The sequence below is a fragment of the Geomicrobium sp. JCM 19037 genome, from assembly GCF_000698105.1.
Lineage (GTDB): Bacteria > Bacillota > Bacilli > Bacillales > Marinococcaceae > Geomicrobium_A.
In genome coordinates this window covers 25994-41675 of the sequence record NZ_BAWZ01000025.1, presented here as the reverse complement: position 1 = coordinate 41675, position 15682 = coordinate 25994, and the positions used below count along the sequence as shown (strand labels likewise).

The window sequence follows — 15682 nt, the reverse complement described above, 5'->3', positions numbered from 1 at the left end:
AGGAGGGGGCCGTTACCATTGGAGCACTTGACAGATCTTTGGGAAAAGACACTGTTAACCGTTAAAGAACGGGTTAGCAAGCCTAGTTATGAAACATGGCTAAAAGCAACGGAGCCATTGGAGCTGAAAGAAGACACCTTGCTCATTGCTGCACCGAACGAATTCGCTAAAGATTGGTTAGAAGATCGTTATTCCGTCATTATTGCCAGTACTGTTGAAGAAATTACAGGTTCTAAATATGATGTGAAGTTTGTGATTCCACAAGAGCGGGTGTATGACACTACGCCAGACAGTCAAGCCACTCAATCAGAAAAAGATACAAAAAAAGACATGACGCAACAACAGCGCCAAATCGTACAACGTGAAGATGCGCCGCTTAATGACAAATATACGTTTAATACGTTTGTTATTGGATCAGGAAACCGGTTTGCTCATGCAGCCTCACTCGCCGTCGCAGAAGCACCGGCTAAAGCGTACAATCCGTTGTTTATCTACGGGGGCGTTGGTTTGGGGAAGACCCACCTTATGCACGCCATTGGACATTACGTGATTGAACATAACCCTGGAGCTCGCGTCGTTTATTTATCTTCTGAGAAATTTACGAATGAGTTTATTAATGCCATTCGCGACAACCGCGGCGACAATTTCCGTAATAAATATCGAAATGTCGACGTGCTTCTTATTGATGATATTCAATTTTTAGCGGGAAAAGAACAAACACAAGAAGAATTTTTCCACACGTTCAATGCGCTTCATGAAGATTCCAAGCAAATTGTCATCTCAAGTGATCGACCGCCAAAAGAGATTCCAACACTAGAAGACCGCCTGAGATCCCGCTTTGAATGGGGATTAATTACCGACATTACACCGCCTGATCTTGAAACAAGAATTGCGATACTCCGTAAAAAAGCAAAAGCTGACATGCTCGATATTCCAAATGAAGTGATGCTCTATATCGCCAATCAAATTGATACGAACATCCGAGAGCTAGAAGGCGCACTCATCCGTGTTGTGGCGTACTCATCCTTAATTAATGAAGATATGAATGCGGATTTAGCTGCAGAGGCGTTGAAAGATATCATTCCAAGTGCAAAGCCTAGAACAATCGGGATCGAAGACATTCAGTCACACGTTGCTGCATATTTCCAGTTAAAGATCGAGGAGTTAACGGCTAAAAAACGAACGAAGTCCATCGCCCATGCTCGGCAAATTGCTATGTATTTATCACGAGAAATGACGGACTTCTCACTGCCGAAAATTGGTGAGAAATTTGGCGGTCGAGACCACACGACAGTCATCCATGCGCATGAAAAGATTACGAAGTTGTTTGCAGAAGATACTCACGTCCAAGCACAAATTAACGAGATTACCGAAAAAATCAAGCAATGAGCGTGTGAATAAGTGCTCTTATTTATACGAAGTTATACACAGTTCATCCACACGCTCTAAACGTTGATATGTATAGGTTTTACTAGCTTATCCACATCTTTCACAGCATATACTACTACTACGATTTAAAAATCTATATAATTATTACAGCTTTTAGCTGTCTATTCCTGAAATTAATGGCACACGGGGAGATGAATTATGCACCTGACCATCGATACAAATACATTTGTGACTGCGGTTCAATATGTAAGTAAAGCTGTATCTTCCAGAACAACGATACAAATTCTTACAGGAATTAAAATCGTTGCGACACAAGAAGGCGTCACATTAACTGGAAGTGACTCTGATATTTCGATTGAAACCTTTATTCCTCTCGGGGATGAAGAACGAGAATATATGACGGTTCATGAAGAAGGTCAACTCGTCCTTCAAGAGAAATATTTCACTGATATCGTTAAAAAAATGCCTGGAGAATCCCTTACCTTGCAAAAGGACGGACAAATGGCTGCAACCATCCAATCTAACGCGGTCGTATTCAACTTGAATGGCTACGATCCAGACGATTATCCAAGGTTGCCAGAACTACCCGAAGACAACCGCTTGACATTGCCCCAACACCTGCTAAAAGACATGATTCGTCAAACCGTTTTTGCTGTTTCCTCTCAAGAAACGAGGCCGGTGTTAACGGGAGTTAATTTCGATGTTGAGAACCAACAACTTACGGCTACAGCGACAGATAGCCACCGCTTAGCGATGCGCAGTGCAACTGTAGATACGAGTGATGAGTTAGATTTTACAAATGTGATCATTCCTGGAAAGAGTCTTGTTGAATTGAGCAGGATCTTAAAAGACGATGAGACCCCGGTCACTGTCGTGTTAGAAAAGACACAAGTATTGTTTAAGATGGAAAATCTGTTATTTTACTCACGTCTCTTAGACGGCAAGTTCCCGCTCACAAACAATATGATTCCTCAATCGGGAAAGATGACGTTGACGTTATCCACAAAACCATTGAATCAAGCGCTTGATCGTGCCATGCTGTTATCACGAGAAGCAAAAAATAATGTTATCCACATGAGGATAAGTTCTGACGGTGATGTCGAAATTACATCCGTTTCTGCTGAAGTTGGGAAAGTGAAAGAGCAATTAACCGCAGAAATGATGGATGGAGAAGAATTACGTATTGCCTTTAACGGGAAGAATATCTCTGATGCATTAAAGGTGATCGACAGCGAATCGATCTCGATTATGTTTACCGGTTCAATGAGTCCATTCGTCATTCGGCCGACGGACCATAACCAAATGACTCATCTCTTTTCACCCGTACGTACGAACTAATCGAGAGCTCTTTAAGAACAGAACTTGTTCTTTTAGAGCTTTTATTTGTTTGGATGTTTGTGCAGATGGACCTCATTTCGAGAAATCTCTTAAATTTTTTGGCGCTCGAAGATAATTTCTAGTAAAATAAAGATTGGATGCGAATGTTCGAATAGAGATCGCAACCGAGAAAGGTGTAGACCATGACAGAGAAAGTGACGATACAGACTGAATACATTACCTTAGGGCAGCTCTTAAAACAGGGAGGCGTCGTTGGTACAGGAGGATGGTGAAGATGATTCTTGCTGAGTACGATGTGCGTGTGAACGGAGAACCTGAAGAGCGCAGAGGGAGAAAGTTATATCCCGGTGATCTCGTCCAAGTAGAAGATGCGGGGTCTTTTGTCGTCGCTCACACCGATGATGGCGCCTAAATGAGAAGGAGCATAAACTGTGTTTGTACGTGAATTGTCAGTGAGCGGCTATCGGAATCTCGACACACATACTCTTCTCTTTGATGATTCCGTCATCCTTTTTCTCGGTGAAAATGCACAAGGGAAAACGAATATTTTAGAAACCTTATATGTGCTAGGTTTTGCGAAATCTCATCGAACATCTAAAGATCGTGAATTAATTGCTTGGGGGGAAGAGTACGCACGGATCCACGGAGCAGTGGAGAAACGTGTCGGACCACTCACACTTGATGTTCAGTTCTCCGGGCAAGGAAAACGCGCAAAGATCAACCATCTTGAACAGCGTCGTCTTAGTGAATACATCGGTGCGTTAAATGTGGTGATGTTTGCTCCTGAAGATTTGAATCTTGTAAAGGGCGGACCAAAGCAACGGAGACGTTTTATTGACATGGAAATTGGGCAGATTAGTAATGTTTACCTTCACGATTTATCCCAGTACCATAAAACGTTGAAACAAAGAAACCAACTGTTAAAAGATTTTTGGCGTGCCAAATCTCCAGATCACGTCATGTTGGATGTGCTTACGGAGCAACTGGCTACAGTCGCAGCGAAAGTCGTTCATCGCCGATTAGCGTTTATTCGTCAGCTTGAATCTTGGGCAAAAGAGATTCATGAACAAATTAGCCGAAACCTTGAACAACTGCAGCTCCAGTACGAAGCATCTGCAGATGTGGATGGCGACTTGAGTTTGACACAATTGCAAGAGGCGTATACGAATCAGTACGTGCAGAAGAAAGATCAAGAGATCCGCAGAGGCTTAGCCTCGTCGGCCTCATCGGGAAGATGTTTTAATCTATGTAAACGACCGGGACGTTGGCACATATGGCTCACAAGGCCAACAACGAACCGCGGCTCTATCTTTAAAGCTAGCAGAGATAGAACTGATTACTGAAGCGACTGGGGACCCGCCGATATTGCTATTGGACGATGTGCTGAGTGAGCTTGATGACCACCGGCAGTCACATCTCCTGAATGCGATCCAAGGCAAAGTCCAAACATTCGTAACGACGACGAATGTTTCTGGGATTGAACATCATACGTTGCAACAAGCAAAGAGGTACGACGTGCAAAATGGACGCATTTCTTTGCTTGATTAAATAAACGAACATATATGGATTGTGTAAAAGTGAGGTGGTTGATTTGTTCCTACATCTTGGTGGCTATGCGGTGATTCAATCAAAAGATGTTGTTGCAATCTTGAATTACGACGAAGAAGATACGTCTTTGCATACCGATAATTTTTTGGCTCACGTGCCAAAAGAAGATGTCGTACACATTAGTGAAGAGGGGACAAAGTCGGTTGTCATCACAGATACAAAAGTCTTCTACTCACCCATATCGTCGGTGACATTGAAGCGACGGGCAGTGCAAGGACACGATTCCTTGCATGAGGAAGATGATCCCGTCTAATTTTCTTTTTTGAGTGGTGTGATCGTTACCGTCATGTGCCAATAGCAACAAAATGACAGGGCATGTCTCTATAGACTTGCCCCCTGAATACCTGACAGAAGCGAAGGTGAATAGATTGTCGATTGAACACTCTTATGATGCTAGTCAAATTCAAGTTCTCGAAGGGCTTGATCCAGTTCGTAAACGACCGGGAATGTATATAGGTTCTACAGGTCCAAGAGGTTTGCATCATCTCGTATGGGAAATCGTTGATAATAGCATCGACGAAGCCATGGCTGGATATGCGGATGAGATTAATATTGTGCTAGAGAAAGATAACAGCATTACTGTGACCGATAATGGCCGTGGAATTCCTGTAGATACGCAAGAAAAAACCGGCCGACCAGCTTTAGAAGTTATTATGACGGTCTTGCATGCGGGCGGAAAATTTGGTGCCGGAGGGTACAAAGTGTCTGGTGGCCTTCACGGTGTAGGCGCGTCTGTTGTAAACGCGTTATCAGAACATCTTGAAGTTCATGTGTACAGAAACGGGCAAATTCACTATCAAGATTATCGGAAAGGCCAACCACAAGGGGACATTTCTGTGATTGGAGAAACGGAACTGACAGGTACGCGTGTTCATTTCAAGCCGGACCCGTCGATTTTCACAGAGTCAACCGTTTATGAAGCAGAAATACTGCAAACACGGATTCGAGAACTGGCGTTTCTGAACAAAGGATTAAGCATCATTTTTACCGATGAGCGTGATGAAGAACCATCTCAGAAGAAGTATTACTATGAAGGCGGAATTCGCTCATTTGTAGAGTATATAAATCGTTCCAAAGAGCCTCTACATGATCCGCCGATCTTCATTGAAAGCGAGCAAGACGGCATGAGTGTCGAAATCGCCGTTCAATACAACGACAGTTTTACGAGCAGTATTTACTCGTTTGCCAATAACATCAATACACACGAAGGTGGAACGCACGAGTCAGGGTTTAAAACGGCACTCACCCGTGTGATTAACAATTATGCAAGACAGAACCAACTGTTTAAAGAAAATGATCCGAACCTTGTTGGTGAGGACGTTCGGGAAGGTTTAACAGCAATTATTTCTGTCAAAATCCCCGATCCACAATTCGAAGGTCAGACGAAGACGAAACTTGGAAATAGTGAAGCAAGAACAATTACTGATCAACAGTTCAGCACATTGTTCGCACGTTTTCTTGCAGAAAACCCGGACACAGCCCGGCTCATTGTTGAGAAAGGGATAACAGCTTCAAGAGCGAGAGAAGCCGCGAAAAAAGCACGTGACCTTACGCGTCGAAAAAGTGCACTCGATGTCGGTGCCTTGCCTGGTAAGCTTGCCGACTGCTCCTCAAGGGATGCAGCCATTAGTGAACTGTATATCGTTGAGGGTGATTCAGCTGGTGGATCCGCGAAAATGGGACGAGATCGTCATTTTCAAGCGATTCTCCCGTTACGAGGAAGATTCTAAACGTCGAGAAAGCAAGATTAGATAAGATCCTTGCCAACAATGAGATTCGAACGATAATTACGGCATTAGGAACAGGAATTGCCGATGAATTTGATATTGAAAAAGCAAGATACCATAAAATTATGCTCATGACTGATGCAGATGTCGATGGTGCGCATATTCGTACCCTCATCCTAACGTTTTTCTATCGTTTCATGCGCCCGCTTATTGAAAAAGGCTACGTGTATATCGCACAACCTCCTTTGTTCCAGATCAAACAAGGGAAAAAGATTACGTATGTACATTCTGATAAAGAACTAGCTGATACGCTTCATGAGTGGCCAGAAACACCAAAGCCTGATGTTCAACGGTATAAGGGTCTTGGAGAGATGAACGCAGAACAGTTATGGGAAACAACGATGGACCCAGAAGTACGTACACTTCTTCAAGTGACGTTAGAAGACGCTATGCTCGCGGATCAAGTGTTTGAAACATTGATGGGTGATCGTGTAGAACCACGTCGTGAATTTATCCAAGAAAATGCGGAATACGTGAAGAACTTGGACGTGTAACGAACATTTCGCAGTGTTCTAAGAAATTGGAGGTAAGAGGATGGCAGACCAAGAATCAAGAATTCATGAAATTAACATTAGCCAAGAGATGCAAACATCATTTCTTGACTATGCAATGAGTGTCATTGTCAGCCGTGCCCTGCCAGATGTTCGTGACGGGATGAAACCCGTTCATCGACGTATTTTGTACGCTATGAATGAACTCGGCATGACGCCAGATAAAGCATACAAGAAGTCAGCAAGAATTGTCGGGGATGTGATTGGTAAGTACCACCCTCACGGTGATTCAGCGGTGTATGAGACGATGGTTCGTATGGCACAAGACTTCAGCTACCGCTATATGCTTGTTGATGGACACGGAAACTTCGGTTCAGTAGATGGGGACTCTGCTGCAGCCATGCGGTATACCGAGGCGAAAATGTCGAAGATCTCGATGGAACTCGTCCGGGACATTAAAAAAGATACGATTGACTACCAAGATAATTACGACGGGGCTGAACGTGAACCCGTTGTCTTACCTGCGCGATTCCCGAACTTGCTCGTGAACGGTGCATCAGGAATTGCTGTAGGAATGGCAACGAACATCCCCCTCATCAGCTTGGAGAAGTCATTGACGGCTTACTTGCTTATAGCCATAATAAAGAGATTACGATACAAGAACTGATGGACTATATCCCAGGACCTGACTTCCCAACAGCAGGTTTAATTATGGGGCGCAGTGGAATCCGAAAGGCGTACCAAACCGGGCGCGGATCCATTACTTTGAGGGCGAACGTTCATATTGACCAAAAAGCGAACGGCAAAGAAGAAATTATTGTGACTGAGCTTCCGTATCAAGTGAACAAAGCACGCCTTGTTGAAAAAATTGCTGAACTTGTTCGTGAGAAGAAGATTGAAGGCATTACGGATTTACGCGATGAGTCTGCTCGTCAAGGGATGAGAATTGTCATAGAGGTTCGAAAAGACGCCAATGCGAACGTATTGCTAAATAACTTGTACAAGTTAACGGCATTACAAACGACGTTTGGCGTTAACTTGCTTGCGCTTGTAAATGGGCAACCGAAAGTGCTTAACCTTAAACAAACACTAGAACACTACTTAGACCATCAAGTCGAAGTGATCCGCCGCCGGACGCAATTTGATTTGAACAAAGCGGAAGCACGTGCCCATATTCTTGAAGGTCTTCGAATTGCACTTGACCATATTGATGAGATTATTGCCCTCATTCGTGCTTCTGAAACGGCCGACATTGCGCGCAACGGCTTGATGGAGAACTATGAGTTGTCCCACGAACAAGCACAAGCCATTCTTGATATGCGCTTGCAACGTTTAACTGGTCTTGAGCGAGATAAAATTGAGAATGAGTACAATGAGTTGCTCGCTCGTATTCAAGAGCTACGAGCCATTCTTGCTGACGATGAGAAAGTGCTCGACCTTATTCGCGAAGAATTGCTTGAAGTGAAAGAGCGTTTTAACGACGAACGACGCACAGCGATTCATGCGAGTGAAAATGTGCTTGAAGATGAGGATCTCATTCCGCAACAGAACGTTGTTATTACAGTAACGCATGAAGGATATATTAAACGGCTGCCAATTACGACGTACAAAAGTCAGCGTCGTGGTGGACGAGGTATTCAAGGAATGGGAACGAACGACGGGGACTTCGTCGAGCATCTGTTCACGACGAATTCGCACCGCACGATTCTCTTCTTTACGAATAAAGGGAAAGTGTATCGTCTCAAAGGCTATGAAATTCCTGACCTTTCGCGAACGGCGAAAGGCATTCCGATCATCAACCTTTTGCAAATTGAAAAAGGGGAAGAGATCAGTACGGTCATTCCAATCGATGAATTCAGTGATGACAAGTACCTGTTCTTCTTGACGAAAAGAGGGATTTCCAAACGCACGCCACTGTCTGCATACGCGAACATTCGAAAAGGCGGGCTGTTTGCAATCAATCTTCGTGACGATGATGAATTGCACGGTGTACGTCTAACAGATGGCCAAAGTGATGTGATCATTGGCACGCAAAAAGCAATGGCGATTCGTTTCCAAGAAGATGATGTGCGTTCAATGGGCCGGACAGCAGGTGGTGTGAAAGCCATCTCATTAGATCATGATGATCAAGTTGTCGGTATGGACATCGTGAAGGCTGGTCAGAAAGTGCTCATTGTGTCCAATAAGGGTTACGGAAAACGCACAAACGAAGACGAATTCCGCATCCAAAATCGGGGTGGTAAAGGTCTTCGAGCGTCAACGTTGACGGACCGCACCGGACACATTGTGTCTCTACGAGTCATTGATGATGACTTCGATTTAATGCTGATCACAATTAAAGGCGTGCTCATTCGCATAAAGTCGGATGAGATATCCACACTCGGTCGTTATGCACAAGGAGTAACACTGATCCGTGTTAGTGATGACGAAGAAGTTTCTACTGTCGCTCCAATTGAAGTCGATGAAGACGAAGACATCGATGGCGAAGAGGAAGAAGCACCGACTGAAGAAGTAGAAAATGCAGAAGAAGATCCAACAGAAGAAGAATAGATTAAAAACGGACGCTCTTATTATTGGAGAGCGTCCGTTTTTTGTTTATTGTTTGCGCTAGTGGGTTGGAGGGGTAGCGCGGTGCTGACTTCCATTTTGCACGCAGTTTGTTCCAACTGGAGCGCAGATTCAATGCCCAAATGCGAGTACCCTGTCGGCCCGAGCCGGACCGAAGCCAAATCGGACGCGGTTCGGGCCGACAGCTTGTGAGTACTTCGGGGCAGGGATGTACAACTGACCCGGTGATCTGTTCCCGAGTTTGCTCATTCTGTTCCCTAGTTTAGGTGAATATATCGCTTTTTCTGCGATTTCCCCCAACTTGAGAACAGTTCGGTCGCAACTCGAGCACAGTTTACACTTTACCAAGCTTCCCATTGGTTCTTGAAAAAATATGGTCACCACCTGACACAAGCATGTGATGGGCGTCACTTATGTGACAATTCAGCCTCAAACCGGGTACTTTCGGCACGCAACTGTCACAAATCGCAATATTTGTGACAGTTGACACCATTTATGTGCGCATTCACGTTTAAAATCATGATTTTTCTTTCCCGATTGTCACTTAAATGAATATATGGGGCATTTGGACTTGTTTTAACATCATAACCAGTAGCAGAAACGTGAACCGTGTCGCCCTTATGCTCTGGAGTGTAAAGAAAACACGGTGGCGTATTTTGACCACCGATGTTGCCCTTATAGTCTGGACTGTAAAGAAAACACGGTGGCAGAGGTTTCGCCACCGATGTCGCCCTTATGCTCTGGAGTACATAGAAAACACGGTGGGCGTACTTTGACCACCGATGTTGCACTTGTAGTCCGGACTACAACCATACGCCAGCAGTGGAAAGCAACAACTAACGGTGCTGAGCAGGATAAGGTTTCGTTCATTCCATATAGTATTGCTCACTCAGCTCCATGCGGAAGGGAACGTTTATAATTCAACATATATCGATCAATCTCTTATGAGGTGTTTGCGCATTTCGATTGCAATCTCCTCACAAATGTGAAGTGGGGCGATGCGCAAGTAGTGTTCAATTAGCGGCAGATCAATAGACGAGCGTGATGAAATGAGTTCTCCCCACCATTCGGTTTCATAACGACATATCATGCTCAAATTATAGAGGATTAGATAATGTACGAACAAAGGAGGAAGGTTTCGAGCATCTTTATGTTGGTTTGACAGACGACGATCGTGCTGAAGAATGGCTTTCAACTCATCGAGCTCTCTGAATAGTTTCCCCATCGTAAATCGTTCGCCATCATTCATTTTCACGTGAAACATTTTGCGGTTAAGAAGTGGAAGTAATCCATTTTGTTGAATTTTCACTTCATCATCAATAAACCGATAATCTTTTTTCTTACGCTTTCTCGTACTCACACCGTGTTGAAGCACAGAAGTCGTGGACGGATATTCAGGATCATGAAATAAGACAATAGCTTTCATAAATTCGGTAAAGCTATAGTATAGGAGCAGAGGCTGAATATGGATGTCATTCTGACCGGTCGACGCTAAAAGTCGTCGCGCTTGTAGATACCGATGCAAAAACGGTAATGTATTGGCATACGCATATTTTTTGGGGAGTGGATCGCTAAAACCAACGCGCTCGTAAAGGCTTTGCAATGCGGGTTGCAAATGGTCGGTCGTCGTAAACGCTTGCAAAGTATCAAGTGGTTCCAATGTGAGCACCCCAATCATTGTTTGAAAGTTAGAACTTCTCTTCCTAGCAATAAAAACGTTGGAAAACGTGATAAAATAGGAAAAATACTATTGCTGTTAAGAATTACTGTCCCCGTTTTTGTACAAAATACACGTGTGATCGAAGAAAGGGTGGAGCTTCAATGAGAGAGGATAAGTTTGCAAAAGAAGGATTAACGTTTGACGATGTACTGCTCGTTCCGGCAAGGTCAGAAATTCATCCTAGAAATGTTAATATATCGACGCAGTTGACAAAGAAGCTACCGCTAAATATTCCGATCTTAAGTGCTGGCATGGATACGGTCACTGAGGCTGGAATGGCGATTGCCATGGCACGTGAAGGTGGACTTGGTGTGATTCACAAGAACATGTCAGTGGAAGAACAAGCGGAAATGGTCGATCGTGTGAAACGCTCAGAGAGCGGTGTTATCACCGATCCTTTTTACCTCACAAGAGATCGGCAAGTGTTTGATGCGGAGCATCTCATGGGGAAATATCGCATTTCAGGTGTTCCGATCGTTGATGAACACCAAAAACTTGTCGGCATCATTACGAATCGGGACTTGCGTTTTATTGAAGACTACGCGATTACGATTGATGAAGTGATGACCCAAGATAATCTCGTGACCGCATCTGTTGGGACTACCTTGAATGAAGCGGAGAAGATTTTACAGAAGTATAAGATCGAAAAATTGCCCCTCGTCGACGATGATATGACATTAAAAGGGTTAATTACGATTAAAGATATAGAAAAAGCAATTGAATTTCCTCATTCAGCGAAAGACAGCCAAGGTCGTCTTCTTGTTGCCGCAGCGGTTGGTGTGTCTAAAGATACTGCAGTCCGCGTGAAAGCGCTGGCTGATGCAGATGTTGATGCACTTGTTATTGATACTGCTCACGGTCATTCCAAAGGTGTACTCGATCAAGTGGCAGAAATACGCAGTCAGTATCCGGACATTACACTCATTGTCGGGAACGTCGCTACAGCTGAAGGGACAAGAGATTTAATTAAAGCTGGTGCAGACGTTGTAAAAGTCGGTATTGGCCCAGGTCGATTTGCACAACGCGCGTTGTTGCAGGTGTCGGTGTACCACAAATTACAGCGGTTTATGATTGTGCACAAGAAGCGGTGAAACATGATGTGCCGATCATTGCTGACGGAGGAATTAAATACTCTGGAGATATTGTGAAGGCTTTGGCAGCGGGTGCAAATGCAGTTATGCTCGGTAGCATGCTTGCCGGAACGACTGAAAGTCCTGGAGAGACGGAGATTTATCAAGGACGTCAGTTTAAAGTTTACCGAGGAATGGGTTCTCTTGGAGCGATGGAAAAAGGAAGTAATGATCGGTATTTCCAAGAAGAAAATAAAAAGTTTGTACCTGAAGGCATTGAAGGTCGAATTGCATATAAAGGACCATTGGCAGATACACTTTATCAAATGACAGGCGGTATGAGAGCAGGAATGGGTTATTGTGGTACAGAAAGCCTTGAACTGTTACGAGAACATGGACAATTTGTGAAGATTACGAATGCATCGTTGAAAGAAAGTCATCCTCACGACGTTCAGATTACGAAAGAAGCGCCAAATTATAGCCTTTAACGATCATTTCCCGGGAAATATCCCGGGACTTTTTTTTGTCCAAGCTCGCCTATTCTTTCCGATGCAAATATGGTAAAATTACGTCTGGACAAGTTCAGTGAACTACACCTCGGAGGTGCTAATTAATGATGAAGAAACTTATAACGAAACCGAAACATACATACATAAGCTTGATTGCTGCTACAGCTTTACTCACAACGATAGCAACACCAATATCAGCGGAAGCTCAAAGTCCTGAATTGCAAGCAGACGCTTCGATTCTCGTTGATATGAATAGCGGGGTCATTCTTCATGGTGATGAGATTGATACACAGTTACCGGTAGCAAGTATGTCAAAAATGATGACCGAATACTTGGTGAACCGTGCAATTGATGCAGGGGAACTCTCTTGGGATGATGAAGTATCTGTTACAGATGAAATTGCGTTATTATCGCAAGATACGGTACTTTCTAATGTGTTTTTGCGTACTGATACAACATATACAATTGAAGAACTGTATGAATCGATGGCGATTTATTCAGCAAACGGATCAACAATTGCTCTTGCAGAAGCGGTATCTGGCAGTGAAGCGGCCTTCGTTGACTTAATGAATGAAACGGCAAGTGAATTAGGGTTGGATGATACCGTATTTGTAAACTCTACAGGGTTGAACAATGCCAGCATGCAAGGTTTCCATCCTGAAGGCACGGATGAAAATGCAGAAAATGAAATGTCAGCTCGGGATACTGCGACATTAGCGTACCGTCTTATTACCGAATACCCTGAGATTTTAGATACAGCAAGCATTCCGCAAATGCAATTTCGTGAAGGAACAAACGATGAAATCACGATGCTCAATTGGAATCGGATGTTACCAGGTCTCGGGCAAGAGTATGACGGTGTTGACGGTCTGAAGACAGGCTCGACTTCTCGGGCTGGAAGTGCGTTTACAGGAACCGTTGAGCAAGATGGCACGCGTTTGTTATCGGTTGTCATGAGAACGGAAAGTCATGAAGAACGTTTTAACCAAACAGCAACGCTTTACGATTATGGCTTTGAAGAGTTTGTTGAGACGGAAATGATTGCCGAAGGTGATCAAGATTCTGAACATATGATGCTTGAAGTGCCGAATGGTCAGGAGCAAGAGGTGGCAATTGCAGCGGGTGAACAGCTTGTGCTCCCGATTCAAGAAGGTGAAGAAGAACTATATGAAGTTTCTTTTACGCTTGATCCGGATGCGCTAAATGAAGATGGCACGATTGATGCACCGATTGAAGCCGGGCAAACGGTCGGTTATGCCATGGTCGAGTACCAAGGTGAAGGTGACTACGAATTTCTTACAAATGCCCATGAACAGCGGCAAACTGTACCTGTTGTTATTCAAGAAGATGTGGATCGTTCAAATTGGTTTGTTCTCTCTATGAGAGGAATCGGTGACTTCTTCTCTGGACTTTGGAATCGAACGACGGAGACAATTGGTGGCTGGTTCTCTTAATTTTGATTTCGTGGTATACTCTTTATCATATTGTGTGATACTATAAGCTAAAGCATTGAGAGACAATAGTAACTTCAACGATTTTTCAGAGAGTCGGCGGTTGGTGAAAGCCGGTAAGTTGATTGAAGTGAATCCAGTCTTGAGTGAGAAATGGAAACCATTAAGGCGTAATTTTCTCCGTTGTCCAGCGTTAATGGAGTTGAGCGGATCAGTAGCTAAACGTAACATTAGCGCTGATAATGAGGGTGGCATCGCGGTGATCAATCGTCCCTGTATATATTATACAGGGGCGTTTTTTTTATTTATTTTAGGAGGGAAACATCATGTTAGATATGAAGTACATTCGGCAAAATACTGAAGAAGTGAAAGCGAATGTCCAGTCACAAGGGGTGGACCCAAGAGAAATTGATGAAGCCATTCGTTATGACGAAGAACGAAGAGCATTGATCGTTAAAACAGAAGAGCAAAAGCAAAAGCGTAACGAAATTAGTAAACAAGTAGCTGAAAGAAAACGCGCAAAAGAGAACGCCGATGATCTCATTCAAGCTACAAAAGATGTTTCACAGGCGATGAAGGATTATGATGAACAATTACGCGCGATAGAGTCGAAGCTGCAAACACTTCTGCTTAACATTCCGAATCTCGTACACAAGACTGTACCTTTCGGTGAGAGCGAAGAAGAAAACATCGAAATAAAAACGTGGGGAACACCGACGAGTTTCGAATTTGAACCAAAAGCACATTGGGACCTCGCTACACAACTAGATATTATTGACTTTGAACGAGCGGCGAAAACGACGGGCAGTCGCTTTGCCTTTTACAAACGCAACGGTGCACGCCTTGAGCGCGCGCTAATGCAATGGATGATGGATACGCATGCCGACGAGCATGGGTATACAGAAACGATTCCTCCACAAATTGTTCATGAAGATAGTATGGTCGGTTCTGGTCAATTGCCGAAATTCGAAGAAGACGCATTTCGTATTGAAGGAGAGCCTTACTATTTGATTCCAACTGCAGAAGTGCCGGTGGTGAACTTACATCGAAACGAAATGTTAAACGGCGATGACCTCGACCTCAAATATGTCGCGTACAGCGCATGTTTTAGAGCTGAAGCAGGTTCTGCAGGGAGAGATACACGGGGCATTATTCGTCAGCATCAATTTAGTAAAGTCGAACTCATTATGTATACGAAGCCGGAACATTCTTATGAGGCGCTTACGAATCTCACAGGACATGCAGAACGTATTTTACAAGATTTAGAACTGCCTTATCGCATCCTTGACCTATGCACAGGTGATATTGGTTTTACAGCGGCAAAAACGTATGATCTAGAAGTTTGGTTGCCGAGCTATAACACGTATAAAGAAATATCTTCATGTAGTAACTGTGAAGACTATCAAGCTCGCCGTGCGAACATTAAATTCAAAAGAGATGCTAAATCTCAAGCAGAATTTGTGCACACATTAAATGGCTCAGGGCTTGCAGTAGGACGTACGATCGCTGCAATTATTGAGAACTATCAACAAGCGGATGGAACTGTCCGTGTTCCAGATGTACTCGTTCCGTACATGGGTGGAAAAAAAGTATTGTAAATAAAAGTAGCACCACACTCATTCTATAGTGGTGCTACTTTATATCTAATCCAAAACAAAAAGTTTGGAATTTTTTGTTGCAATGTCCTATAGACATGATTATAATAAACTCATTCAAATTCAGAAAAAGGAGAATTGTTCTTCCGAACGTTT

The 15682-nt window shown here is 43.7% G+C and carries 7 protein-coding genes, 5 pseudogenes and 1 other annotated feature; of the genes and pseudogenes, 11 read left to right on the top strand and 1 reads right to left on the bottom strand.

Annotated elements, in window-relative coordinates:
• Window positions 1–18: 18 nt before the first annotated feature.
• From dnaA to JCM19037_RS30160, 8 genes and pseudogenes are all read left to right on the top strand, one after another.
• Entirely contained in the window at window positions 19–1389 is a 1371-nt protein-coding gene (gene dnaA / locus JCM19037_RS14295) for a chromosomal replication initiator protein DnaA (protein WP_042402278.1), read from the top strand.
• A 198-nt stretch (window positions 1390–1587) separates the two neighbouring features.
• On the top strand, window positions 1588–2727 hold the full coding sequence (dnaN, locus tag JCM19037_RS14290; RefSeq protein ID WP_042402275.1) for a DNA polymerase III subunit beta: 1140 nt from the start codon (window positions 1588–1590) through the stop codon (window positions 2725–2727).
• A gap of 182 nt (window positions 2728–2909) precedes the next feature.
• A pseudogene (gene yaaA / locus JCM19037_RS14285) lies at window positions 2910–3139 on the top strand (S4 domain-containing protein YaaA).
• 19 nt (window positions 3140–3158) lie between these two features.
• A pseudogene (gene recF, locus JCM19037_RS14280) lies at window positions 3159–4275 on the top strand (DNA replication/repair protein RecF).
• A 43-nt stretch (window positions 4276–4318) separates the two neighbouring features.
• The gene (gene remB / locus JCM19037_RS14275; protein WP_042402273.1) at window positions 4319–4588 is read left to right on the top strand and encodes an extracellular matrix regulator RemB; all 270 of its coding nucleotides are present in this window, start codon (window positions 4319–4321) and stop codon (window positions 4586–4588) included.
• A 115-nt stretch (window positions 4589–4703) separates the two neighbouring features.
• Window positions 4704–6616: pseudogene (gene gyrB / locus JCM19037_RS14270) on the top strand (DNA topoisomerase (ATP-hydrolyzing) subunit B).
• 40 nt (window positions 6617–6656) lie between these two features.
• Window positions 6657–8245 (top strand): annotated as a pseudogene (gyrA, locus tag JCM19037_RS30165) (DNA gyrase subunit A); the annotation flags it as partial.
• 12 nt (window positions 8246–8257) lie between these two features.
• A complete protein-coding gene (locus JCM19037_RS30160) occupies window positions 8258–9163 on the top strand; it encodes a DNA gyrase C-terminal beta-propeller domain-containing protein (protein ID WP_373900978.1) in 906 nt (301 codons plus the stop codon).
• 952 nt (window positions 9164–10115) lie between these two features.
• Here JCM19037_RS30160 and JCM19037_RS14260 read toward each other — a convergent pair.
• The gene (locus JCM19037_RS14260; protein WP_193744767.1) at window positions 10116–10841 is read right to left on the bottom strand and encodes a YaaC family protein; all 726 of its coding nucleotides are present in this window, start codon (window positions 10839–10841) and stop codon (window positions 10116–10118) included.
• A gap of 161 nt (window positions 10842–11002) precedes the next feature.
• On the opposite strand from JCM19037_RS14260, the pseudogene guaB reads away from it, so the two are divergent.
• From guaB to serS, 3 genes and pseudogenes are all read left to right on the top strand, one after another.
• A pseudogene (gene guaB, locus JCM19037_RS14255) lies at window positions 11003–12459 on the top strand (IMP dehydrogenase).
• Window positions 12460–12584: 125 nt separating this feature from the next.
• The gene (locus JCM19037_RS14250; RefSeq protein ID WP_238544735.1) at window positions 12585–13934 is read left to right on the top strand and encodes a D-alanyl-D-alanine carboxypeptidase family protein; all 1350 of its coding nucleotides are present in this window, start codon (window positions 12585–12587) and stop codon (window positions 13932–13934) included.
• A gap of 46 nt (window positions 13935–13980) precedes the next feature.
• Window positions 13981–14209, top strand: a binding site (T-box leader).
• Window positions 14210–14257: 48 nt separating this feature from the next.
• Window positions 14258–15529 (top strand): serine--tRNA ligase, encoded by a 1272-nt coding sequence (gene serS, locus JCM19037_RS14245; protein WP_042402271.1) that lies wholly within the window; start codon window positions 14258–14260, stop codon window positions 15527–15529.
• The last annotated feature ends 153 nt before the right edge of the window (window positions 15530–15682 follow it).